Origin of the sequence: Schauerella aestuarii, assembly GCF_009866805.1 — a bacterium.
GTDB lineage: Bacteria > Pseudomonadota > Gammaproteobacteria > Burkholderiales > Burkholderiaceae_B > Schauerella > Schauerella aestuarii.
The window spans coordinates 766,308-789,538 of record NZ_SIZW01000040.1 but is presented as its reverse complement, the minus strand read 5'-3'; the positions used below and the strand labels follow the sequence as shown (position 1 = coordinate 789,538).

At 62.4% G+C, this 23,231-nt stretch carries 28 protein-coding genes; 18 read left to right on the top strand and 10 right to left on the bottom strand.

Annotation, left to right across the window (positions count from 1 at the left end; translation table 11 throughout):
- Window positions 1-106 precede the first annotated feature (106 nt).
- The 9 genes from gspG (at window position 107) to EYW45_RS10480 (ending at window position 6,180) form a co-directional block, all read left to right on the top strand.
- Window positions 107-565, top strand: a complete 459-nt coding sequence (gspG, locus tag EYW45_RS10520) for a type II secretion system major pseudopilin GspG (protein ID WP_161135436.1) — start codon at window positions 107-109, stop codon at window positions 563-565.
- A complete protein-coding gene (locus EYW45_RS10515) occupies window positions 537-1,037 on the top strand; it encodes a GspH/FimT family pseudopilin (RefSeq protein WP_161135290.1) in 501 nt (166 codons plus the stop codon). Before gspG ends, EYW45_RS10515 begins: the two co-directional genes overlap by 29 nt.
- A 1-nt stretch (window position 1,038) precedes the next feature.
- Window positions 1,039-1,437, top strand: a complete 399-nt coding sequence (gene gspI, locus EYW45_RS10510; protein WP_328703617.1) for a type II secretion system minor pseudopilin GspI — start codon at window positions 1,039-1,041, stop codon at window positions 1,435-1,437.
- Window positions 1,434-2,057 carry a prepilin-type N-terminal cleavage/methylation domain-containing protein gene (locus EYW45_RS10505; protein ID WP_161135288.1) on the top strand — a complete coding sequence of 208 codons (624 nt, stop codon included), beginning with the start codon at window positions 1,434-1,436 and terminating at the stop codon, window positions 2,055-2,057. The genes gspI and EYW45_RS10505 overlap by 4 nt, the downstream gene beginning before the upstream one ends.
- A 38-nt stretch (window positions 2,058-2,095) precedes the next feature.
- A complete protein-coding gene (gspK, locus tag EYW45_RS10500; RefSeq protein WP_235938980.1) occupies window positions 2,096-3,037 on the top strand; it encodes a type II secretion system minor pseudopilin GspK in 942 nt (313 codons plus the stop codon).
- On the top strand, window positions 3,034-4,038 hold the full coding sequence (gspL, locus tag EYW45_RS10495) for a type II secretion system protein GspL (RefSeq protein WP_161135286.1): 1,005 nt from the start codon (window positions 3,034-3,036) through the stop codon (window positions 4,036-4,038). The genes gspK and gspL overlap by 4 nt, the downstream gene beginning before the upstream one ends.
- The gene (gspM, locus tag EYW45_RS10490; RefSeq protein WP_161135285.1) at window positions 4,035-4,619 is read left to right on the top strand and encodes a type II secretion system protein GspM; all 585 of its coding nucleotides are present in this window, start codon (window positions 4,035-4,037) and stop codon (window positions 4,617-4,619) included. The genes gspL and gspM overlap by 4 nt, the downstream gene beginning before the upstream one ends.
- Before the next feature lie 8 nt (window positions 4,620-4,627).
- Window positions 4,628-5,362, top strand: coding sequence for a type II secretion system protein N (gene gspN, locus EYW45_RS10485; RefSeq protein ID WP_328703615.1), 735 nt, complete (start codon window positions 4,628-4,630; stop codon window positions 5,360-5,362).
- Between the two features lie 77 nt (window positions 5,363-5,439).
- Window positions 5,440-6,180, top strand: a complete 741-nt coding sequence (locus EYW45_RS10480; protein ID WP_161135283.1) for a class I SAM-dependent methyltransferase — start codon at window positions 5,440-5,442, stop codon at window positions 6,178-6,180.
- 7 nt (window positions 6,181-6,187) lie between these two features.
- On the opposite strand, the gene EYW45_RS10475 is transcribed toward EYW45_RS10480, so the two are convergent.
- The 3 genes from EYW45_RS10475 to EYW45_RS10465 form a co-directional block, all read right to left on the bottom strand.
- The gene (locus tag EYW45_RS10475) at window positions 6,188-6,466 is read right to left on the bottom strand and encodes a hypothetical protein (protein ID WP_161135282.1); all 279 of its coding nucleotides are present in this window, start codon (window positions 6,464-6,466) and stop codon (window positions 6,188-6,190) included.
- A 223-nt stretch (window positions 6,467-6,689) separates the two neighbouring features.
- Window positions 6,690-7,331, bottom strand: a complete 642-nt coding sequence (locus tag EYW45_RS10470; RefSeq protein WP_202444650.1) for a cupin domain-containing protein — start codon at window positions 7,329-7,331, stop codon at window positions 6,690-6,692.
- Between the two features lie 164 nt (window positions 7,332-7,495).
- Entirely contained in the window at window positions 7,496-8,743 is a 1,248-nt protein-coding gene (locus tag EYW45_RS10465; protein ID WP_161135281.1) for an aminotransferase class III-fold pyridoxal phosphate-dependent enzyme, read from the bottom strand.
- 308 nt (window positions 8,744-9,051) lie between these two features.
- Between EYW45_RS10465 and EYW45_RS10460 the strand changes: the two genes are divergently transcribed.
- Both EYW45_RS10460 and EYW45_RS10455 read left to right on the top strand, forming a co-directional pair.
- Entirely contained in the window at window positions 9,052-10,029 is a 978-nt protein-coding gene (locus EYW45_RS10460; RefSeq protein ID WP_161135280.1) for a Bug family tripartite tricarboxylate transporter substrate binding protein, read from the top strand.
- Window positions 10,030-10,055: 26 nt separating this feature from the next.
- Window positions 10,056-11,552, top strand: coding sequence for a M81 family metallopeptidase (locus tag EYW45_RS10455; protein ID WP_161135279.1), 1,497 nt, complete (start codon window positions 10,056-10,058; stop codon window positions 11,550-11,552).
- A 60-nt stretch (window positions 11,553-11,612) separates the two neighbouring features.
- Here EYW45_RS10455 and EYW45_RS10450 read toward each other — a convergent pair whose 3' ends face one another.
- Both EYW45_RS10450 and EYW45_RS10445 read right to left on the bottom strand, forming a co-directional pair.
- A complete protein-coding gene (locus EYW45_RS10450; protein WP_161135278.1) occupies window positions 11,613-12,611 on the bottom strand; it encodes a Bug family tripartite tricarboxylate transporter substrate binding protein in 999 nt (332 codons plus the stop codon).
- An 83-nt stretch (window positions 12,612-12,694) separates the two neighbouring features.
- A complete protein-coding gene (locus tag EYW45_RS10445) occupies window positions 12,695-13,639 on the bottom strand; it encodes a bile acid:sodium symporter family protein (RefSeq protein WP_161135277.1) in 945 nt (314 codons plus the stop codon).
- A gap of 108 nt (window positions 13,640-13,747) precedes the next feature.
- Here EYW45_RS10445 and EYW45_RS10440 point away from each other — a divergent pair, with 108 nt between their 5' ends.
- Window positions 13,748-14,071: a hypothetical protein gene (locus tag EYW45_RS10440; protein ID WP_161135276.1), complete on the top strand. Its 324-nt coding sequence runs from the start codon at window positions 13,748-13,750 to the stop codon at window positions 14,069-14,071.
- Window positions 14,072-14,190: 119 nt separating this feature from the next.
- The gene (locus EYW45_RS10435; RefSeq protein ID WP_161135275.1) at window positions 14,191-15,291 is read left to right on the top strand and encodes an NADH:flavin oxidoreductase/NADH oxidase; all 1,101 of its coding nucleotides are present in this window, start codon (window positions 14,191-14,193) and stop codon (window positions 15,289-15,291) included.
- Between the two features lie 39 nt (window positions 15,292-15,330).
- Here the strand turns inward: EYW45_RS10435 and EYW45_RS10430 are convergent, their stop codons facing one another.
- The 3 genes from EYW45_RS10430 to EYW45_RS10420 form a co-directional block, all read right to left on the bottom strand.
- On the bottom strand, window positions 15,331-15,624 hold the full coding sequence (locus EYW45_RS10430; protein WP_161135274.1) for a hypothetical protein: 294 nt from the start codon (window positions 15,622-15,624) through the stop codon (window positions 15,331-15,333).
- A 243-nt stretch (window positions 15,625-15,867) separates the two neighbouring features.
- On the bottom strand, window positions 15,868-16,608 hold the full coding sequence (locus EYW45_RS10425) for an SDR family NAD(P)-dependent oxidoreductase (RefSeq protein WP_161135434.1): 741 nt from the start codon (window positions 16,606-16,608) through the stop codon (window positions 15,868-15,870).
- 133 nt (window positions 16,609-16,741) lie between these two features.
- Entirely contained in the window at window positions 16,742-17,932 is a 1,191-nt protein-coding gene (locus EYW45_RS10420) for a Gfo/Idh/MocA family protein (protein WP_161135273.1), read from the bottom strand.
- Between EYW45_RS10420 and EYW45_RS10415 the strand changes: the two genes are divergently transcribed.
- A complete protein-coding gene (locus tag EYW45_RS10415) occupies window positions 17,931-18,122 on the top strand; it encodes a hypothetical protein (RefSeq protein WP_161135272.1) in 192 nt (63 codons plus the stop codon). The two genes, EYW45_RS10420 and EYW45_RS10415, sit on opposite strands and share 2 nt — an antisense overlap.
- A complete protein-coding gene (locus tag EYW45_RS10410) occupies window positions 18,119-19,045 on the top strand; it encodes a LysR family transcriptional regulator (RefSeq protein WP_161135271.1) in 927 nt (308 codons plus the stop codon). Before EYW45_RS10415 ends, EYW45_RS10410 begins: the two co-directional genes overlap by 4 nt.
- An 8-nt stretch (window positions 19,046-19,053) precedes the next feature.
- Here the strand turns inward: EYW45_RS10410 and EYW45_RS10405 are convergent, their stop codons facing one another.
- On the bottom strand, window positions 19,054-19,674 hold the full coding sequence (locus EYW45_RS10405) for a hypothetical protein (RefSeq protein ID WP_161135270.1): 621 nt from the start codon (window positions 19,672-19,674) through the stop codon (window positions 19,054-19,056).
- A 271-nt stretch (window positions 19,675-19,945) separates the two neighbouring features.
- Here EYW45_RS10405 and EYW45_RS10400 point away from each other — a divergent pair, with 271 nt between their 5' ends.
- Window positions 19,946-20,356: a response regulator gene (locus EYW45_RS10400; protein WP_161135269.1), complete on the top strand. Its 411-nt coding sequence runs from the start codon at window positions 19,946-19,948 to the stop codon at window positions 20,354-20,356.
- A gap of 125 nt (window positions 20,357-20,481) precedes the next feature.
- On the opposite strand, the gene EYW45_RS10395 is transcribed toward EYW45_RS10400, so the two are convergent.
- Window positions 20,482-21,144, bottom strand: coding sequence for a TetR/AcrR family transcriptional regulator (locus tag EYW45_RS10395; protein ID WP_456238876.1), 663 nt, complete (start codon window positions 21,142-21,144; stop codon window positions 20,482-20,484).
- A gap of 99 nt (window positions 21,145-21,243) precedes the next feature.
- On the opposite strand from EYW45_RS10395, the gene EYW45_RS10390 reads away from it, so the two are divergent.
- A complete protein-coding gene (locus EYW45_RS10390; RefSeq protein ID WP_161135268.1) occupies window positions 21,244-22,041 on the top strand; it encodes an SDR family NAD(P)-dependent oxidoreductase in 798 nt (265 codons plus the stop codon).
- Between the two features lie 124 nt (window positions 22,042-22,165).
- A complete protein-coding gene (locus tag EYW45_RS10385) occupies window positions 22,166-23,185 on the top strand; it encodes a zinc-binding alcohol dehydrogenase family protein (protein ID WP_161135267.1) in 1,020 nt (339 codons plus the stop codon).
- Window positions 23,186-23,231 lie beyond the last annotated feature (46 nt).

The following is a 23,231-nucleotide window of genomic DNA, read 5'->3' as shown; positions in this document are numbered from 1 at the left end:
CCGTCACTAGCCCGCAATAGACCTGTCATATTTCATCTCCATACTCCGGCCTTCAGATACGGTTTACCGGAGTGTCGTCTTGCGTTTGTCTCTCGTCGCGTCTCGCCTGCGCGCCAACCTTTCCCAGGGCCGTGCCCGCCCCCAGCGCCGTCGCAGCCGCCGCAATCAAGCGGGGTTCACGCTGATCGAAATCATGGTGGTCGTGGTGATCATGGGCATCCTGGCCGCGTTGATCGTGCCCCGCGTGCTGGATCGTCCCGACCAGGCGCGGCAAGTGGCTGCCAAGCAAGACATCGGCGGGTTGATGCAAGCCCTGCAACTCTATCGCCTGGATAACGGCCGGTATCCGACCACCTCGCAGGGGTTGAAAGCCCTGACCGAGAAGCCGGAAGGCGCGCGCAACTGGCGGCCTTACCTCGATCGCCTGCCCAACGACCCGTGGGGCCATCCCTATCAATACCTCAATCCGGGTGTGAAGAGCGAGATCGACGTGTTCTCGTTCGGCGCGGACAACAAGCCCGGCGGAGAACAAGGCGATGCGGACATCGGCTCGTGGGAAAACTGAAGCCGGCTTTACGCTGATCGAGTTGTTGATCGTGGTGGTGATCATCGGCATCGCGGGAGCGATGATCGGCCTGTCGGCAATGGCCGCACCCGATCGCGCGTTGGAGAACGACGCCCAGCGATTGCGCGACGCCTTCCGTGTGGCGCAAAGCGAGGCCCGAAGCGATGGCCGCAGCATCGTCTGGCATGCGGACGCGCAAGGCTGGTGGTTCACGCGGGCCGGTCGCCCGGTCGATCTGCGTGAGGCCTCGGCAGAGAATGCCGTGCCCTGGCCTGACGATCGCTTCGAACGCGACCCCATTCTGACGGCACGAAAATGGACCGAGCCCCCGGTGCAGGTGCGGCGCGATCCGCCATCGCCCCTGCGCTTCGATACCGAATGGGTACGCGATCCCTACACCGTCGAACTCGTGTCGCCGGGCCGCACGATCGTCATCGCGCACACGGCGGCAGGCGACGATGGGCTGCGCTGAGGTGGACGCGCGACGCTCCCGATCGCAAAAACGCGCACAAGGCGGCTTCACACTGATCGAAGTCCTGGTCGCGCTGGCGATCGTCGCGATCGCGCTGGCCGCCGCGCTGCGTGCGACCAGCGTACTGGCGCAGAACAATCGTGGCTTGCGCGATCGCACGCTTGCCACGCTGTCGGCCGAAAACACGGCAGCGCAACTGCGACTGGACACCGCCATGCCCGACCCCGGTTCGGTGCGCACCGTGCCGTGCGATCAAGGCAAGCTCGCCCTGCGCTGCACATTGGAATTTCGCAAATCGGTCAACAACAATTTTCGGCAGGTGGAGATTCGCGTATTTGCGACCAACGACGAGACCGCAGCCTTGGCCACGTTGAGCACGCTGGTCACACGCCTGCCATGACGACACGCCACCGCGCCCCGTCGCATCGCCATCAGCGCGGGTTTTCGTTGATCGAAGTGATGATCGCCATTACGTTGATGGCCCTCGTGAGCCTGCTCGCGTGGCGCGGGCTCACGCAGATTTCGACAGCGCGCGATTGGCTCGATCGCGCGGCAGACGATAACGATGTGCTGGTGCGCACGCTCGGCCAAATCGAGCTGGACCTGAATCAGGTCGATGTGGGATACCGCCTGCCATCGGCTACGGATGCCGGTGCACCGCGGCTGCCGCCGGGCATCACGCTCAACGCCGGTCAAGGCGACTCACCGTTGCTGGAAGTGGTAAGAGCGTCGGCGCGACGCGACGGTACGTGGCAACGGGTGGTGTGGCGCATCCGCGATGGCGACCTGTGGCGCATGATCGGCCGTCCGGGCACCGCCTATCCTTTGGAAGCGCCTACCGAGGGCACCTTGATGATGCGCGATGTGAAGCAACTCGATGTGCGGTTGTGGGTACCGGCGCAGGGCTGGATCGGCCGCTCGGCGCGTGGTGCCGGTGCGGCGACAGGCATCGAAGTCACGATCGACCGCGGGCAAGGTGCGACGAGCGAGCGATACACGCGCGTGGTGGTGTTGCGATGAGGCAGCGCGCACCCAAGCGTTCATTGCGGCAACGGGGCATGGCTGTCGTCGGCGCGTTGATCGTGGTGACTGTAGCCGCTGCATTGACCAGCGGGCTCTTCATGCGGCAAACCGCCACCGCGCGCCAGACTGAAAATGCCGCAGCCCGCGCACAAGCGCGCTGGCTGCTGATGGGCGGCCTCGATTGGGCGCGGCTCGTGTTGCGCGACAACGTGCGCCGAGAACCCACCGTGCGCGGCGACCAACTCTGGGCATCGCCCATTCGCGACACGCGCATCGATCAACTCGATCCCGACAGCCTGGCCGTGTTCTCGGGCAGCGTGGAAGACGAACAAGGCAAATTCAATGTGTATCGACTGGCGCAGACCGGCATCATCGACCCCATGATGGTGACACGCTTCACCAACCTGCTATCGGCGATCGGCCTGCCGCCAACGCTCGCTCCCCGCATGGCCGAGGCGGTCGCCACGATGCAGCCGCGCGGCGGCGCCACCGACGACAAGACCGGCTCGGGCAACGGCACCCGTGCAAACGGCGCAACCGGGAACAACAACACGGAGTGGCCGACCCCTGCCGCTCGCGGCATCGACGACCTGGCGTTGCGATTCGATCTCGACGAAACCGCACGCAAACGCTTGCGCCGCGTGACCACCCTGCTCCCGCAAGCCACCGACCTCAACGTCAATACTGCCCACGCCGAAGTGCTTTCGGCCTGGATCGAGGGCTTATCGCTTGCGCAAGCCCGCACGCTGACCGAAAGCCGCGATGGCGGACAATGGTTCGTCAACGCCGGCGACCTCACCAATCGCCTTCGCGGTCTGGGGCTGGAGAACACCTCGCAACACATCGGTGTGACCAGCACCTGGTTCACCGCAACAGGCACCGTGGTGCTCGACCGCGCGCGCGTCACCATGCGCGCCCTGATCCTCGCCGCCCCCAACGCGACGCCTGCCATCGTCTGGCGTCAGGACATCTTGTGAAAAGTCATCTTCGTATCGCCCTGCCGCCGCTCGCGCAGTGGCATCCCGCGCAACCGTTGCCCTATGCCTGGTTCGATCGCCAAGGCCGCATGGCACACAGCGGCGAACTCGATGCCGCCGCGTTGACCACCGCCTTCCGGCCGCGCCGTATCGAGGCCGTACTGCACCCCGACGATGCGATCGTCACCACGGTGCAGGTGCCGCCGGTCGCCCCCCGGCAACGCGGCGCTGCCGTCGAAAGCGCAATCGAAGCCTTGCTGTTGGGCGACATCGACAGCGTAGCCGTCGCCTTCGGTGCTCGCGCAGCCGACGGCACCGTGCCCGTGGCCTGGACCGATAAGCCGCGTCTGCATCAGGTGTGGGACGGGCTCGCGGGTGCCGGACTTCGGCTCGACGTCGTCGTTCCCACCGCCAGTGTGTTGCCGCCTGACGATACGGACCATCATCAGCCCCTGCAATTGCCCGTGTCTTCACGCTGGCACCAGCCTGCGCCGCGCTGGGGTTGGGTCGTGCGCAGCCTGCGCGACACCCGTCGCCAAGCCTGGCGCTGGCCGATCGCGCTCACGCTGACGGCTGCTGCACTGTGGGTGATCGGCCTGAACCTGTATGCCTCGCGCCTCAAGCACGATGTGGACACCTTGCGCACCACGATGACACAGCGCGTGCAAGCCACGTTTCCCGAATTGCCTGTGATCGTGGATCCGCTGCGCCAGGCCGAGCAAGGCCGAAACGCCTTGCTCAACGCCGGTGGCGCGAGTACTGCAAACGATCTGGTGCCGCTCGCCCTGGCCGCCGCGCGCGTATTGCCTGCGGCCGAGGACCGCGTCACGCGGATGCAGTATTCGGCAGCTGGTCTCCTGGTTACCCTGCGCGCCGACGACGCGGCGGGTGCCGGCAGCGCAACGGCGAAACCCATATCGCCGCGCGCCGAACCCGGCATCCGCGTCGACAAAACCGAAACCCCGAATACGTGGCGCATCGTGTCCACAGAGGCGCCATGATGTCGCGTACCGCTATCCTCGATCTTTGGCGCGACCGTTTTCGCGTCCGCACCCGCCAGGCAACGGTCGCCTTCAATCGCCTGGCCCCGCGCGAGCGCAAGCTGGTCGTTGTGGGCGGTGCAGTCGCCCTTGCTGCCCTGACCTATCTTTTCGGGATCGAACCCGCCATGCAAAGCATCGCCCGGGATCGCGCCGCATTACCGGCCCTGCGCGTGCAAGCCGCCACCGTCGAAGCCCTCACGCGCGATGTCGCGCGCCTGCGGCAAAGCGCCAACCACGTCGCATCGGAGGCCGCCCTCACGCGCGACGATATCGTCGCCAGCCTTGCCGCTTCAGGGATGTCTGCAGACACTTGGACCGTGCTCGATGCCGATGACGCGTCCGCGAACTGGAGCGTCGCCTTCAAGCAAGTACCTGCCGACACCTTGTTTGCCTGGCTGCAGCGCACCCCACTCACCTTGCGCGCCACTGCGCAGACGGCCTCGTTACAACGCAGCACCATGAGCACGGGCAGACTGCTTTCCGGCAAAGCCGACGGCACGGTCACGCTGACGCCCGTCAAACCCAAGAACGCGCCGTGAGGCGCGGTGTGTGGCGCGCCATCGCGGCAGGCACGGCGCTTTGCCTGATTGCCATCACGGCCGCCGTTGCGATCCTGCCGGCCCGCTGGCTATTGCGTCTTCCCACGTCAAACAGCCTTATCGCCGTGGCTGATGCCGACGGCAGCCTTTGGCAAGGCACCGCGTTGCTGGCACTTGGCCCCAACGGCGCGCGCCGCACCCTGACGCCCGCCATCGCATGGCAATGGCGCGACTGGGGGTGGACGGTCACCCATCCCTGGCTGGCCGGGCCCTTGCGCATCAACTTGGGGTGGCGCGGCGCCTCGCTCACGGCGCAACGCGCAACGCTTCCCGCCGATCTGCTGAGCACGCTGGGCGCGCCGTTCAACACGCTCGGCCCTGCGGGAGAACTGTCTGCAAGCTGGCCAGCAATGGCACTCGGCGCAGGCTTGCCCGCGGGAGCGGCGATCGATGTGCAATGGAAAAAAGCCGGTTCGGCGTTATCGCGCGTCTATCCCTTGGGCGACTACCGGCTGCGCATCGCGGGTGCCGCGCAGCAGACCGCCACACTTACGCTCACCACCGACCGCGGACCGCTCACCTTGCAGGGCAACGGGACATGGCGCAACAAGGTCACCTTCAACGGCGAAGCGAGCATTCTCGAGTCCGTCAGCAACGGCGACCGTGCGGCCATGGCGGGCCTGCTCTCCGCTATCGGCCGGCGATCGGGCGATCGGAGCCGGTTCGGTACGGGCGGGGGCTGATACGGTAAATCGAGCCCACGCCACACGCCGATATCATGTGACACTGAACATCGATCGCAATGAAAGGGGTGCAGCGCATGGCGCAAAACATCTACGACAATCCCGATTTCTTCGACGGCTACAGCCAGTTGCCGCGCTCCCGGGAAGGCTTGGACGGCGCTCCCGAATGGCCGGCACTGCGCGCGATGCTGCCGCGCCTGCAAGGCTTGCGGATACTGGACCTGGGCTGCGGCTACGGCTGGTTTTGCCGGTGGGCACAAGCGCAAGGCGCAGCAAGCGTGCTAGGGCTCGATCTTTCCACCCTGATGCTCGACCGGGCACGCGCCATGACGACCGATCCAGGCATTGCTTATGAACAAGCCGATCTCGAACAGCTCGATCTCAGTCGCCATACCTTCGATCTGATCTACAGCTCACTCGCGTTTCACTACGTGCGGGATTTGCCGCAGTTGCTGCGCGTGATTCGCGCCGCGCTGGCACCGGGTGGCCGGCTCGTGTTCTCGATCGAGCATCCGATCTATATGGCATCGATGCAGCCCGGCTGGCTCACGACGGAGGACGGGCGCCGCGTGTGGGCGCTCGACAGTTATCAGATCGAAGGCAAGCGCGAAACGGATTGGCTCGCCAAAGGCGTCGTGAAGTATCACCGCACGATGGGCACCCTGATCAACGCGCTGATCGCCGCACGCTTTGCCGTGCAACGGGTTGAGGATTGGGGTCCCACCGAAGCCGATCTAGCGCGCCAGCCCACGTTGGCAGAGGAAGTGGACCGCCCCATGATGCTGCTGATTCGCGCAGAGGCCGCGCTGCGGCCTTGAGCCGCCGTCAGGCTTGACCTGCGAACGTCGCCTCATCGAAGCGTCCGGCCAGCACATCGTCGATATGATGGCGTATCAACTGATCGGCAGCAGCGACGACCTCGTTGGCACTCGCCGACACGATCATTTTTTTTTGCGTGAGCAAGGTCCACTGGCCAGAGGTTTCCTGCGAGTGTGATCCGCAGTACCAAATATCCGCAGTGCTGAGTCCTTCGTAGCCCGGCTTGGGTACGCCACGAACAAAAATCATGATCTGGACGCCGCAGTATTCGAACTCTTTTTGCAACCCCACCTCCACAACATCGAGCCCAAACACAGCGGTGACCCAAATGGGCGACCTTCAAACTCGATGTCGTAATTTTAGTGAATTCGGCAAAATCGGATAAGGTTAAAAAGAGCTAGTCATTAAGGTTGAAGTCGACTTGCACGAGACTGCGCAGATGTGTTCGATCTCGAGAAGAAAGATTCAGGGGCGGCGCACTCCCGCCACATTCGGGTGCCCGAGCGAGCTAGAACGTGGGCGGCGATACCGCGCTGATGACCTCGCACGCTTCCTTGAAGGGGTTGTACATGCGGTGCGGCAAACGGCTATTGAAATAATAGGCCTCGCCAGCTTCAAGCACCTGCTCCCGCTGACCAACGACGATCACCACTTTTCCTTTGATCACGATGCCGCACTCCTCGGCGTCGTGCACATAAGGCTCTCCCGTATCCGCACCTGGCGCGTAACGCTCATGCAGCATCATCATTGCCTTGCCGGCGAGATTGTTGCCCACCTGCCGATATGAGAGGACTTTGCCATCCGCAAGCTCGACCAACTCGTCAGCCTTGAAGAAAATGCGCTCTTCCTGACGATCTTCGACCTCGGCAAAGAAATCGCTCAATGGCATGTTGAACACATTCAAAATCCGCTTTACCGAGCTGACGGATGGGCTCACCTTATTGAGCTCTATCTGAGCGATTGTGCTGTGCGTCACGCCTGCAGCTTCCGCCAACGCACGGATGCTTAATCCATAAGACACCCGAATGGCTTTCAGGCGCGAGCCAATGTCGAGCGCTGCCGATGCAGACGCCCCTTTTTGCTCGTCAACCGGCAAGGTTGCCGCGCCCTCGGGCTCTGCCTTTTTGCTTTTCTGGGATCTGGTGGTCACGGAATTCTCTGTGGTTATCGATCGTGCCAAGGCGCATGAACACGCCCTGTTTCACTCGACGAGTGAAAATGTTAGCACCGGCTCACAGATTATCCGCCTGCGATGGATAGCCTCTGCCTGGCCCGCCTGCCCCGCGCAGCCAGGCAGCCCCACCTCTCGCAAACTCAATGCTCCGCAAACTCAGCGGCCATCTGCACGGCCGCAGCAGCAAACGCGCGTTTCATTTCTTCCACCACGTCGTCTGAATGCGCGAAGGAGAGATACAAGCGTCCGAACGCCGACGGCATGACCAGCACGCCATGACGGCGCAGGGCGAGATGCAGTTCGGTGGAGAAGCGTTGATCGACCTCGCCGGCCGCCCGATCGTAGGTCGCCGGCGGTCGCTCCGACGGCCAGATGCTGAACACATTGCCGTAGCCGGAAGTTTGCAGCCTCATGCCGCACGCTTTGAATGTCGCCACGATAAAGCGACGCAAATCGTCGCCGCGTGCCACGAGGACGTCGTAATCCTGCGCACCGAGGAGCGCAAGCGTGCTGGTCAAAGCGGCGCAAGCCACCGGGTTTCCACTGTACGTGCCGCCGCGAGACGCCCGCCCATCCTCGAACGGCGCGATCACTTCCGGTCGCCCCACCACTGCCGCCACCGGTACTCCCGTGCCGATCGCCTTGCCGACCGTGGCGAGATCGGGCTTCAACCCCCACAGATGACTGGTGAGCCCGCAATGCAAACGGAATCCCATCAACACTTCATCGCAGATCGACAAGGCGCCGTGCTGTCTTGCAACGCGTTCAAGCTGCGCCAGATACCCAGGCGCGGGCAGCAGGCAGCCGGCGTTGGCAAGCATCGGCTCATAAAGGATGCCGGCGATGTCGTCGCGCTCCTCGAACAGGCGTTCAAGATCGGACACATCGTTGAAGCGCAGAAGTGTAGTGCGATCCCGGACAGGCCGATCGCCGTCTGCAAACAGCGCGTCCTGGGTGGCCACGTTTCCGAGCGATACCTCGTCGAACCAACCATCGAAACCTGCGGCCAGTTTGGCGATGACCGGTTTGCCGGTATAGGCCCGCGCTGCGCGACACGCAAGATGAACGGCTTCGCTGCCCGAATTCGTGAACATCACTTTCGTGAGATCTCCCGTGCACGCGGCCAGCGCCGATGCCGCACGGTGTTCTCTCACATGGGCGAACGACGGCGCAACGCCACTCTGCAGCGCCGATGCCGCGTTGGCGACCACCTCGGGCGCACTGTGGCCCACCAGCACGGCGCCGAAGCCGAGTGCGGTATCCACATAGCGACGGCCCGTGTCGTCCCAGACGTAAGGGCCTTCTGCCCTGGCGATGAACAGCTTTTCACCCTCCAGATCGGGCAATACCCGGGCACTGCTCGACACGTCGCCCACTAGATTGTTCATCAGCCTGCCGCATCCTCAGAGAAAGCAAAAAAGGTTCTTTCCACCCGTCTGCATGCCGGGCTTGGTGGAGTATTTTATTTCCAATACGGATGGATTAGCAACCACGCCCGATTTGCCCAGAGAGGCTCGACAAGCCTCTAAAGGCTTATCCTGCGGACCTTTCGCGCCAGATTGAAACGCGATAGGGAGAAACACCAATACGTTAAGAGTGGACGCCAAACAATCCAGATGGCATATTTAAAGCACACCCATCATCCCGTGGCAGGGCCATGGCACACGCCTGGAACGTTGCCGCACCTGGAGCTTTCATGAACGTTTTGCCCCGCAGTCTGCTCGTGCTGGCCACCGTCTTATGCGCAGCGACGCCATTGAGCCAAGCCGCTGCAGCGTTTCCCGACCGTCCCATTCGCCTGGTCGTGCCCTTCCCTCCAGGCGGAACCACGGATGTGCTGGCACGCGTGATTGCAGACCCGCTCGGGCAGGCACTGGGAACGACCGTCGTCGTGGAGAACCGCAATGGCGCGGCCGGCCGCATCGGTACCGAGTACGTGGTCAGGGCCGATCCAGATGGCTATACGCTGGGCATCGCGACGGTAAGTTCCACTGCGATCACCCCTGTGGTCTACAAGAATCTGTCGTACGACGTATTGACGGATCTGGCCCCCATCACCCGCCTGGCGGCCGTACCCAATGTACTTGTCGTCAGCCCGAAACTGGGTGTCAACGACATGCCTGCATTCGTCAGCAAGTTGAAAAGCGAACCGAACGTGCACATGTATGGCCACGCGGGCACAGGTTCGGAAGCGCACATGATGGGCGCCTTGTTTCTGATGAGTACGCAAACCACGATGACGGCGGTGCCGTATCGCGGCTCGAGTCCGGCGCTGCAGGACGCGTTGGGTGGCCAGGTTTCAGCGGTATTCGACAATCTGCCATCGTCGCTTCCGTTCATCCAGGCGAAGAAACTCACGCCGCTCGCCATCGCCTATCCCAACCGCATCGCGGCGTTGCCGGACGTGCCCACGTTTGCCGAGGTCGGGCTCGCGCCCGTCAACGACGCCTCGTTCTTTGGTTTGGTCGCACCGGGCAAAACACCGCCTGAGGTCATCGACAAGATCAATAAGGCGATCGTGACCGTATTGAAGCAACCTGAGGTGCGCAATAAGCTTGCAGGCTTCTCGGCGGAACCGGTTGGCAACTCCCCGCAGGAATTCGGCGCCGAACTGCGCGCGGAATTGGAAAAGCAACGTGAGATCGCAGCCAAGGCCAACATCAGTCTCGACTGATCGCGACGCAGCCACAGGCCAATGACATGAGCAAGAAAAAATATCGCGTTCTGGTCGGTCAGATATTCCAGGAAACGCATGGATTCTCGCCGGTGCCTACGACGATGCGCGCCTTCGAAGTCGATCCGGCATCGACCATGATCGATACGCAGCGGCAATCCGACTCCACGTTGGGGGGCATCATTCGCACGCTCGAAGCCGCCGGCGTGACGCTCGTCCCGTCCATTGCTGCGCGCGCGCGTTGCGGGGGCAAAGTGACGAATGAGGCCTACGCGGAAATCAGCGCGGCCATCGTCGCCGCTGCCGAAGCGGCCGAGGTGGACGCCATCGCCTTGGATCTGCATGGTTGCATGCAGACGCAAGCGCTCGATAGCGCCGAACGGGATCTGTTGCTGCGGCTGCGTGCGGTAGTAGGCCCCAGCCTGCCCATCGTGGCCGGGTTCGATCTTCACGCGCACGCCACCAGCGAGATGCTGGCGCTGCTTGATTTCGGCTCGGCTTATAAAACCAATCCACATGCCGACGCCGCGCAAACTGGCGCGCGCGTCGCCGATCGTCTGCTGGCGATGCTGCACACGGGCGAGCGCCCGACAGGTTATTTCCTGCGCCTGCCGATGCTTACCAGCGGTAACGACGAAACCGGCACCGGACCGTTGCATGCCATTCATGCAGCAGCGCGAACCGCCATAGCAAACGACGCCGACCTCGTCGACTATTCCCTATTCAACGTCAATCCGTTTATCGACGGGCCGGCCGTTGGGCAAGGCATACTCGTCTACGGTGCCGGCGACGAAGGAGCCGCCCACGCAGCGCGCTTGGCGAACACGCTTGCTCAGGCGGTGTGGCAAGCACGAACAGCGTTCGTGCACACCCTGCCGACAATCGATGAGGTCGTCGCGCGACACCCCCGATCCGCACAAGCCGTCACCATCGGAGATTTCGGCGACCGTGTGCTTGCCGGCGCCCCGGGCGATTCGGTGTACATCCTGGACCGCATTCTCGCGATGGGCGATCGTCACGTGACGATCATCGTGACCGACCCCGACGCGTATGAGCGTTGCGCCGCAGCGGGCGAAGGCGCAGCCCTCGACATCACCTTGGGTGCCTCACTCACGCCGGGGCTTACTCCCACGACGGCGTCGGGCCGCGTCAAGCGCCTGGGCGATGGCTCATTCACCAATCGCGGCCAGTTCATGAAAGGTGGCGTGCTTCGGTTAGGGCCCCATGCGGTGCTGGAGGGCGACAACTTCATCGCCCTCATCACGCTGGACGCCGTGATGTCACAAGATCCAGGCTGCTATCTCGATGCAGGCGTGACGCTCGACGGGGCCGATATCATCGTGGTGAAGTCGGGCTACCATTTCAAGCTCGCCTTTCAGGACTACGGTTCGTGCGTGATCGCCGAGACCCCCGGTCTCACCGGCTTTGCGCCTGAAACGCTGCCTTTCATGCATTGCCGGCCGATCTATCCGCTCGATGCCGTCACACCCAAGATAGAGGCGCGCCGATTGACGCGCGGTTAGCACTGGGCGCTCACCTGCGGCGGCTTGCACACGTATCTTGCGCGCAAGCCGCCTGCAGATTTATTCCGGTTTGATCTTCGCCCACGTCACGACGGCCTGCTGTGCCGTCAGTTCCTCGTCCATCGTTTTGCCGAACTCTGCAGCACTGCCGGGCGCCGCTTGCCCGCCGAGCTTCTCGATCGCGACCCGCGTGGCCGGCAGACGCAACACCGCCGTGGCCGCTGCGTTCAAGCGATCCACCACCTCGGGCGGCGTACCGGCCGGAGCCACCAACCCAAACCATGCCGATCGCGCAAGTTCGGGATAACCGGCTTCGGCATAGGTGGGCACATTGGGAAGTACGGCAAGGCGCTTTGAAGACGTCACCGCCAAGGCAACAAGTTTTCCGGCTTCGATCTGCGGCAGCAAGCTGGGAAGATTGCCCTGCATCATCTGCGTGTGTCCCGCGACGGTATCGGTAATCGCCGGGCCGCCCCCTTTGTAGGGCACGTGCAGCGCATCCGTTCCGGTGACCTTCGTGTAGCCGACCATGCCCACATGCCCCTCGGCGCCGGTGCCGGACGTGGCATAGGCATACTTGCCGGGCTGCTTCTTCAGAAGCGCAGTGAGTTCCGCAAGGCTTGTCACGCCGAGCGTGGGATTGACGACAAGTACGTTCGGTACGAACGCCATGTTGCTCACCGGCACCAGATCCTTTTTCACATCGAAGCCCAGCTTGTGCACGAAAGGATTGATCGCATGCGTGGTAACCGTCGCCACACCGATCGTGTACCCGCCGTCAGTGGCGCGCGCCACATACTCCGACCCGATCATCCCGGAAGCGCCGGCACGATTCTCCACCACAAAGGGCTGACCGAGCTGCTGGGCCATTCCCTCGGCCATCATGCGCGCAAGGATATCCGTGGTGCCGCCTGGCGGGAAAGGCACGATCAGTTTTACGGGATGCGAGGGATAAGCGTCAGCCGCGCAGGCGCTGCCCATCATCGTCACACATCCCGCAAGCGCCATCAGCGCAAAAGCGTGCGCTCGCAAGCGCTTCTGTCCCAAGACAACATGCACGGTAACTCCTATGAGGCCTGAGCGGCATCGGTGCTGGAATATATTACGTACATGAGTATCTTTTAATTTACGGCTTCTGACGCCTAGTGTTTTCCCTCGCCTTTGGCGTCGAAACGTCGAAACAATGTCGCGGCCAGCGGCCCCGAAATGTTGTGCCACACGCTGAAAATGGCACTCGGCACGGCCGCGAGGGGCGAAAAATGCGCTGTCGCGAGCGCCACGCCAAGCCCCGAATTCTGCATGCCCACCTCGATCGAAATCGCCTTACGCTTGGGCAGGCTCATGCCGCATAGCTTTGCCAGGCCGTAGCCGATCAAGAGCCCAAGGGCGTTATGCAGCACCACGACCGCGAAGATCATCAAGCCGCTGGTGGCGATGCGCGCCTGGTTGCCGGCCACCACCGCCGCCACAATGGCAACGATCGCCACCACCGACACGAGCGGCAAGGCGGCAACGCCCACCTCCACTTTTTCCTTGAGCAGATATTGCACCAGCACGCCCAGCGCGATGGGCAGCACCACAACCTGCACGATCGACCAGAACATCGCAGACGCACTGACTTCAATCCACTGGCTTGCCAGCAGATAGATCAAGGCAGGGGTCACGATCGGTGCGAGAAGCGTCGTTACCGAGGTGATGGCCACCGACAAGGCCACGTCGCCGCGCGCCAAAAACGTCATCACGTTCGACGCCGTGCCGCCCGGGCAGCATCCCACGAGGATGACGCCCACCGCCACTTCGGGCGGGAGCGCCAGCGTCGTCGACAGAATCCAGGCCAGGCCCGGCATGATCACGAACTGGCCGCCTACACCGATCGCGACATCCAGGGGCCTGCGCGCCACTTCACGGAAATCGTCTTTCGACAGCGTCAGGCCCATGCCGAACATGATCAGCCCGAGCAGCGGCACGATGTAGGGGCCGATCCCGCGAAATGCAGCGGGATAGAAAAAGGCCAGCGCCGCAAAAAGCAATACCCAGATGGCGAATGTGTTGCCGACGAATCGGCTGAGGCGGGCGAGAGCCTGCATGCAATGTCTCCAGTCTTGTTGAAATGAGGCGGTAGTGTACGGGGACGTCTTTTCATCCTCTGTTTCACACGGCGGCATAATCACTGCACACCAACTATCGCGCGCAACATGGCAAAGCCACTCATCACACCGGACGGCCGCTATTTGATCGTGCGCGGGCGACTATGGCGTACGTCGAATCCGCATCTCGATCCGGTCGAGCGTCAAACCCTGGTCAACGCATTGATGGCGGCGCGGCGTGCCGTGGCGTCGGCCAAGCGCAGCACGGATGCCACCGCGCTGGCCGTGGCGCGCGCGCACGTGGACGCCGCCAAGCATGCCCTCGGCGAGCGCGGGCCCGTGTGGTGGACTGACGGTGCGCCGGATTTGAACCGGCACATGGTGCACACCACGTCTTACGCCGAGTGGTTTGCGTCGACGCCGCGCGACTGACTGCGCAACGCGCGATCGCCGCACACCCGCGCCAAGCATCAACGCACGAGCGGTGTACTGTCGCATCGCAGCAAACGCGTTAAAGTCGAGCGCTATCTTGTCATTCTCTGGAACCCTGGATGTCTGCCAGCAAATTGTTCGAACCCATCGCCTTGGGCGGTGTGACGTTGCCCAACCGTATCGTCATTGCGCCGATGTGCCAATACTCCGCTCAGGATGGCAATGCCACGAGTTGGCACCTGATCCACCTTGGAAAACTCGCGCTGTCCGGTGCGGGTCTGCTGATTCTGGAAGCCACGGCCGTTGAAGCCGATGGCCGTATCAGCCCCGACGATCTGGGCCTGTACAGCGACGACAACCAGTCCGCCCTGGCCAGCACGCTCGCCGCGGTGCGCGCCCATTCCGATATGCCCATCGGCATCCAGCTCAGCCACGCTGGCCGCAAGGCGTCTGTGGATGCGCCATGGAACGGCGGCAAGCAGTTGGCGCTGGACAAGCGCGGCTGGCAAACGCTTGCCCCCTCTGCCGTACCCATGTTCGATACCGAGCGCCCGCCCACCGAGCTCAGCACTGCCGATCTGACGCGCATTCGCGACGCGTTCGTGCGCGCCGCCCAGCGAAGCCACGAATTGGGGCTGGATGTCATCGAGCTGCATGCCGCGCATGGTTATCTGTTGCACCAGTTCCTCTCGCCGCTCGCCAACCGACGTACCGACACCTATGGCGGTAGCCTGGAAAATCGGATGCGCTTTCCGCTGGAAGTGTTTGACGCCGTCAAGCGTGCCTTGCCCGATGGCTATCCGCTCGGCATGCGGCTCTCCGCCAGCGACTGGGTGGATGGCGGGCTGGACGTGGAACAATCCGTCGTGTTTTCGCGCGAGCTGCAAGCCCGTGGATGCGCCTTCATGCACATCTCGAGCGGTGGCGTTTCGCCAAAGCAGAACATCCCCGTGGGGCCTGGCTATCAAGTGCCGCTGGCCCGCCGCATCAAGCAGGAAGTGACGATGCCGGTGATCGCGGTTGGCCTGATTACCGAACCCGACCATGCCGAATCGATCGTGGCTACGGGCGATGCCGACATGGTCGCCATCGCGCGTGGCATTCTCTACGAACCCAACTGGCCGTGGCGCGCGGCGGCGCAACTGGGTGCCCAAGTGCAGGCGCCCAAGCAATACCTGCGCTCACAACCCCGTCGTTATCCTGATCTGTTCAAGACGTGATGACACGACCGCGGGCGGCGCGTGCGGCCTGCGGCGCGCTCATTTGATCGCGTCGCGGAATCGCTGCAGCGCGGCCTGGTTGAGTCGCCTGGCTTCCAACTCCGCATAGTTCGCCTCACCGCGCTCATACGCCCCTTCATACTTGCAGGCGCTACGGTTGGCCTTACAGGCTTTCGTGGCCGGCGCAGCAGCGCTCGCCGATTTATCGGCACTCTCTGCGCCCGCCCCGCTATCGGCGCCCGCCGTGCCGCCAGTGCCGCCAGATGCGCAGCCCGAAACGAGCGCGATGAAGAGCAGAATAAGACCACTTCGCTTTAACGTCAGAAGACTCATGGGCACGCGTTCGATCCGTTGGCAGCGCTGTTGGGACGATCTCGCACGCCCGCGACAGCACCGGCGCACAGCGACGATCGCCGCGCCGATACGCCCGGCGATCGGCAAACTGCGAGATGTCAAAGCGCGACACTACGGCTGGAAGGGTGGAATTTGCGTCAAATGGCGATCGTCGAGCATGCCGAAGCGCGAGCTGGGCGGGCCAACGCCGGCGCTTGCCCGACCGACGGCCCAAACGCGCCCTCACGCGTTGAATCCGGCGTCCACCGTCATGGCCGAACCCGTTATGAACTGAGCCGTCGGACTGGCCAGAAACGTCACGGCAGCTGCGATGTCGGCGGGATTTCCATAGCGTCCGAGTGCAGTCAAACGCCGATTTGGTTCAGCCCATTCCCCATCCGCCGGATTTTGATCGGTGTCGATCGGTCCGGGCTGCACGAGATTGACGGTAATCGCCTGTGGCCCCAACTCTCGCGCCAGGCCGCGCGTGAATGCGAGCAAGGCGGACTTGGACATCGAGTACACCGTCAGGTTGGGATACGGCACGCGCTCGGCCAAGCATGAGCCGACGGTGATGATGCGGCCACCGGCCCTAAGATGCGGAATGGCGGCCTGCGCGGCCAGCGCTGCGGCGCGCGCGTTCACGTTCAACAGCGCGTCAATATCGGCAAAACTCATCTGCGCAAGTGGACCGGACCGCGCGATGCCGACGTTGTTGACGAGGATGTCGATACCACCGAGGAACGCCACGGTGTCGTCGATCGACCTCCTGACCGCCACCGGATCGGCACTATCGGCTCGTATCGCCAGCACCTTGCGGCCTCGAGCCTGAATCTCGCGAACGACGCCGGCCGCTTTGTCACTCGACTGCAGATAGGTGAACGTCACATCCGCGCCGCGGTCCGCAAGTGCGACTGCGATACCAGCGCCGATCCCGCGCGAGGCACCGGTCACCAGGGCGCGCTTGCCGATCAGATCTTGCACGCGAAGGCCTGCGCCATGCTGACCGCTTGCAACGGCATCCGGCGCTGCATGGGCCATGGACGATGCCGCCATCGCCGCCAAGCCTGCAGTGGCACCCACCAACATCCTGCGCCGGTTGAAGACTGATTCATTGTCATGCTGCATGGCGATCTCCTTGAATAGGGTAAGGCTGAGAAGACAGACGCGTTGGATCACCGAATGTTGGATCACCGTATGTCGAATCACTGGACAACCGCTGCCGGAAACCGGTTTGCGCGGCGCGTTTCACGGCTTCGATCAACTGCAGGTTGTGCACGGCATGCGTGAAGCCAGGCGTGTTGAAGGTGCCGGTTGCAATGTCGCGCGCCAAGCTGGCGTAGACCTCGCCCACGTTGATCGCCGCGCCCGTCCAAAACGAATCCGCAGTAGGACTTACGCCCGTTGCGATCGGCCGATCGGGCGGGCTGAAAGCCACACTTGCCGACAAGCTCAGGTCTCCAACCTGCACACCCGCAAGATGATTTCCGGTGAGCGTCAACACGCCCAGCGACCCACGAACCTCGAATGCAAATTGCGCGTCATGTGCGGGTACGCCAGCCAGCACTTGCACCGATATCGAAGCACCCATTTGCGTTTTGCCGATCAGATCCACGTGATCCGACCCCTCCCGAAGGGACGTTTCACCGGTGTCGGTCAATTCGATCTTCGGCCACAACAGTTCCGTGCGCGCATCAACTTCCACGATATTTCCCAGCACGGCCTCGACGAGGTCAAGCACATGTGCAGTGGTAATCGTGAGGAAACTCGCACCGGAAGCCGCCTTGTTAAAATAATCGTAGGCAGTGATCGATTGCGGTCCAAACCCGAATGTCGTGGCTTTCACTCGTGCGGACAGCGGCCGGCCGAGTTTGCCTGACGCGATGATGTCTGCGGCGCGGCGCACAGCAGGATTGAGACGTCCCTGCAATCCGATCGCGTGATGCAGCCCCGCTGCGGCCGCCGCGATCTCCTGGCTTTCATTCAGGGACGCGCCGAGCGGCGCCTCGCAGTAGACCGCTTTGCCGGCCTTGAGCGCTGCCAACACCAAAGCACGGTGCGCAGGCACCTTCACCGCCACGGTCACGATATCGATCGTGTCATCGTCAATCAGTTCATACGGGCTGGCATACCAACGCTCGGCGCCGAATGCCTCGGCGGATGCTCGCGCACTTTCCACATGTCGTGTGGCCACTGCGGCGAGCACAAGCCCCGGGTGCGCGTGAATGGCGGGGATGTGCGACGCGCCCGCCCAGCTTGCTTTCGTATCGGCGCCAATGATGCCCACGCGTAGTCGATCGTTTGTCATGAAAAGTCCTGAAGAGATGAAATATCAACGGCAGGCAAACGGCATCGGGTTTCTTGTGATCTCCCTGCGCCAGACTCGGCGCCCCCGTGCATTGCCCTTCTCGAGAACAAATGCTACGCAGTCGATTGGAAACACGGAAGACCACAAAATTGACATCAGTGATAAGCAGCGATTTACAATCGCCGCATGAATCCTACCCTCCTACCGTCTCTTGCCTGGTTTGCGCGTATTGCGCAGCACCGCAGTTTCACGCGCGCTGCCGAGGAAATGGGCGTGTCGCGCGCTGCGTTGTCGCAAAATCTAAAGGGGCTGGAGCGGCAGTTGGGTGTGCGGTTGCTGTACCGCACCACGCGCGATATGTCGTTGACGGAAGCGGGCCAGCAATTGTTCGATACCCTGCGGCGCACGTTGGGCGAAATCGATGTGGCGATTCAGCATATCGATGATGCTCGCGATGTGCCCTCAGGGTTGATCCGCGTCAACAGCTCGCGGCTGGCGGCCCGAGTACTTGTCGAACCGCATCTCGACGCCTTCGCGGCGCGATATCCCCAAACCAACGTCGAATTGATTCTGGACGACACCCTCTCGAACATCATTGCCGATGGTTGTGACGCCGGTATCCGTCTGGGGCGAAGTCTGGCCGAGCACGTGGTGGCTGCGCCCATCAGCCCGGCACTCGCCATGGTCGTCGTGGGCGCGCCAGCCTACCTCGACCGGCACGGCATACCGAAAACGCCGGTAGATCTGCTTCAGCACAATTGCATCAACTACCGCTTTGCCCGAAGCAGTGCCCCCAGGCCGTGGGACTTCACCGATCCCGGCAAAGGGAAGCTGCACTTCACGCAATCGGTAGCGGGCAACTTCACCGTCAACGACGACCAAAGCATGACGCGCGCAGCCATTCAGGGACTAGGATTGATCCAGGGCTTGAACATCGCCCTTAAAGAGGAGCTGGCGGACGGACGGCTCGTTCGTATCCTGCGCACCTGGGCGTACACCCACGCAGGCTTTCATTTTTATTCGCCATCGCGCGACCAGATGCCTGCCAAGGTCAGGGCGCTACGCGACTTCCTGATCGAGAAGCGCGACGCGATGCCGTTGGCAGAGTGGTAGACGCCACGCTACTGCGTGTGCGAATTCTCCACCCACTTCGTGTACGACGACCGCGTCAATGCGGATACGGATTCGATGACTTTTTTGTGCTCGACCTTGTGACGCATCAGCAAACGTGCATCGGCAACGGCACGGGATTTACAGAACCAATGGCAGCTGTGCTGCAGCAGATATAACTCAGCGGCGATGTGAAACGCCCGTGTTTTGGGATCCAGACCGGCGTCGTTGCCGATTACGGCACGCAGACCTGCTGCATGGATGTGCAACAAGGCGCGGAAGTCACGCAGGGCGGCCTCGGGCGCCACACGCTCGACATACGGCACGCAAAACGCGAACGGCCCCATGGCGGTATCGCGCTCACTTTCTTTCTGCATCGCGTCCGCCAGCGTTTGCACATTCGCAGCCACCACGTTTTCGGTCTGCGTGAAGGTATCCAATACCTGCAACTGGCGACTCTCGGAATCCTCATGGATGGCGCGCGTATAGCCTTGCGTCAGTGTTTCCATATGCCGTTCGAGTTTCATATTGGCCAGATGGCGCCCCAGCAAGCTGATGCGTGCGCGTTGATAGCGACTGCGCATCAAATGCCAGGCTACGGCAATCGCCAGCAAGGTCAGTGCAAAATCCATCGTCCGCAATCTCTCTCGGTAAATCGAACCGCTGAAAACAAAAAGGCCCGCAACGATGTCGGGCTTGGGTCAAAAACGTTGATGGCATTGTATTCGAGGCGTGCGGATGGGCAGAATGCCCCCACCGCGCCCCCATCCTATGGGATGACCCCATGCATGCGGGCCGAGAACTTGCTAGGGAACAACGCATGGCGCATGGCGCAAGCCGCTGTGCGCCCAAGACTGCAGACGAATTCAGACCGGCTCTGCGGCCCGATCGAATCCACGACTCATGGATATAAACGTTGTGCCGCCTACCCCTTCCGCCGAGCATCGCCCGCTGGCATACGTTGTTGATGACGAGCCCCTCCTCGCCGAATTGACCTCGGAGCTTCTTGACGACATGGGCTTTGAGGTGGTTACGCATACCTGCCCCCTCGCGGCGCTTGAAGACATCGAGCGGCGAGGCACCATCGCACTATTGGTGACGGATATGCAAATGCCTGGGATAAGCGGATATCAACTGGTCGATGGTGTACGTCGTTTGCAGCCACAGCTTGCCGTCGTATTCGTCAGCGGATATTCGGACCGCTTCTTCGGCAACGAGCTGAATCTTCCCCATCGCACGGCGTTCTTGTGCAAGCCCTATCTTGAAAGAGATATGAAAATGGCCGTGGCCTCTGTGCTGCAGGCATTTACGTAGGCTGAACACAGTCGCGGCGACCAGGCCAAAGCCAGGGGCAGAGTGTGGTGACCGAGGAGTCGACTATCGCGGCCGGTATGCCTTCCCAGTGCCCGGCACGCCAAACGTGTACGCAGGATCGATATCTATCGCGACGCGATGAGTTTTGACCGGCACACTTCGAGGATTTCGTCAGACAGCGCAGAATCATCCGGGCATGCCCGTGAAAGGACGATTGCGCCTACCAGTTGGGCGAGTGTTTCAATCGAATCCGCTCGCGATGCGCGCTTGGCGCCACCTTGAGCGGGGTCATCGCCCCGCCCCAAGTCAGCCAGAAACCGCTCGATACCGTTCGCAAAGGCAGCCTTGACCTCGTCGGGCTGCCGAGCCGCGTCACCACTCAATGCCGCGATCGTGCATCCGCTACCGGGTGCATCGCGATGCCTGCGCGAGGCGTAGTGCGCGACGAAATCCGCAACCGCAACGTCCGCGTTCACTGCGGAAGACTGCACGAAGCTGCTTGCCGCTGCCTCCGCCATCAGTTCGGCCTTGGACCCGAAGTGATTGTAAAAGCCGCCATGGGTAAAGCCGGCCGCAGCCATCAGATCGACCACACCTACACCGTCATACCCGCGCTCGCGAAACAGCACCGCCGCAGCGTCGACGATACGTGCGCGATTTGCTTCGGCTTGCGCCTTTGTGACTTTCATGCCGCGGGTCCCCTTAATTTCACGTCTACACGCGATGACTATACATTGATGTCGACCATCATCAAAGTGCTTGACTGTTTTAATTACGACCATCATCATTGATCCACAATTTGCTGATCAATGGATCACTCCTCTTCACTCAGCCCCGGCCGACCCCTCGGTCGTCGCTTCGCAACGCACTTCATCGGAACACCGAAAATGACCATGCCCTCTACCGTTCTCATCACTGGCGCCTCCACCGGCATCGGCGCGGCCTATGCCGAACGCTTCGCCAAACGCGGCCACGATCTTGTGTTGGTCGCACGGGATAAGGCCCGCCTGGATAGCCTGGCCGCACGTCTGCATGCTGCAACCGGGCGCGCCGTGGATGTGATCCAGGCCGACCTGACGCAGGCCAATGACTTGGCAACCGTCGAAAAACGCCTGCGCGAAGACGCCCGTATCACCACGCTCATCAACAACGCAGGGATTGCGCAATCCGGCGGTTTCACTACGCAAAGCGTCGAGAGCATCGAGCGGATGATCATGCTCAATACCGTTGCACTCACACGACTTTCCGCGGCCATCGCCCCGCGATTGGCAGAAGTCGGCGAAGGCGCCATCGTCAACATCGGCTCGGTAGTGGGATTTGCGCCGGAATTCGGCATGTCGGTCTATGGCGCAACGAAGGCCTTTGTGCTGTTTTTGTCACAGGGGCTGAGCCTGGAGCTTTCGCCGAAGGGAGTCTATGTGCAGGCTGTGTTGCCTGCCGGCACCCGCACGGAACTCTGGGAACGCGCCGGCATCGATACCGCTACGTTGCCCGACCTCATGGACGTCGATGCGCTCGTGGACGCAGCGTTGGTGGGTTTCGATCGCCGCGAGCCGGTGACGATTCCGCCGCTTCATGTAGCCTCGCGCTGGGATGATCTGGACGCTGCGCGCCAGGGCCTGATGGGAGATCTTCGTCAGGCGCAGGTGGCGGCGCGCTATCAAACCGCATCCCATCCAGCCTGATTGCCATCGGGGCACGCGACGGCGTGCTCACGCATGCACCACATCGTCGTCAGCATCAGGCGATATGCTTGTCGAGTAATGAATGACAAGCGCACCGCACTCGCCCATTTTCGAAAGGACGCTCATGAAAGCCGTTGGATACACCAAGCCTCAAGCCATCAGTCAGACCGATTCGCTGATCGACATTACCCAACCCGACCCGGTTGCGACCGGGCGCGATCTGCTCGTGGCAGTCAAGGCCGTGTCGGTCAACCCGGTCGACACCAAAGTGCGCACCAGCAGCGCACCCGCCGAGGGTCACACCCATAAAGTGCTCGGCTGGGATGCCAGCGGGATCGTCATGGCCGTGGGCCCCGACGTCACCCTATTCAAGCCCGGCGATCGTGTGTGGTACGCGGGCTCCATCGCCCGGCCCGGCACCAACAGCGAGCTGCACGTGGTGGACGAGCGCATCGTTGGCCATGCGCCCGCCTCGCTTGATTTCGCGCAGGCCGCCGCACTGCCGCTTACCGCCATCACCGCTTGGGAAATGCTGTTCGACCGCCTGGGCCTGATGCCCGGCAAACAACCCAGCCACAAAACGCTGCTCATCATCGGCGCCTCGGGCGGCGTCGGTTCCATCATGACGCAATTGGCCAGCCGGCTGACCAGCGTCACCGTCATCGGCACCGCGTCACGCCCCGAAACGCAGGAATGGGTAAAGGGATTTGGCGCGCATCACGTGATCGATCACAGCAAGTCGATTGCTGCAGAACTCAAGCGCATCGGCTTTGCAACCGTCGACTACATCGTCAGCCTGACGCACACCGATGCGCATATCGCAGAGATCCTGGAAGCCATCGCGCCGCAGGGCAAATTCGGTTTGATCGATGATCCTGCCGTGCTGGATGCCCTGCCGTTCAAGCGCAAGGCCGTGTCTATCCATTGGGAACTGATGTTTACGCGCTCGCTGTTCGGCACCGACGACATGATCGGCCAGCATCGCCTGCTCAACGAAGTCTCCGCTCTGGTCGATGCCGGGCTGATCCGCACCACACTGGCCGAACACCTGGGCACCATCAACGCCGCCAACCTCAAGAAAGCCCACGCACTGATCGAGTCGGGCAAGGCGCGCGGCAAGGTGGTGCTGGAGGGCTGGGGTTAAGTTCGCAAAGCAGACATCGCACGCGCAGAAGCACATCGCGTCGCGC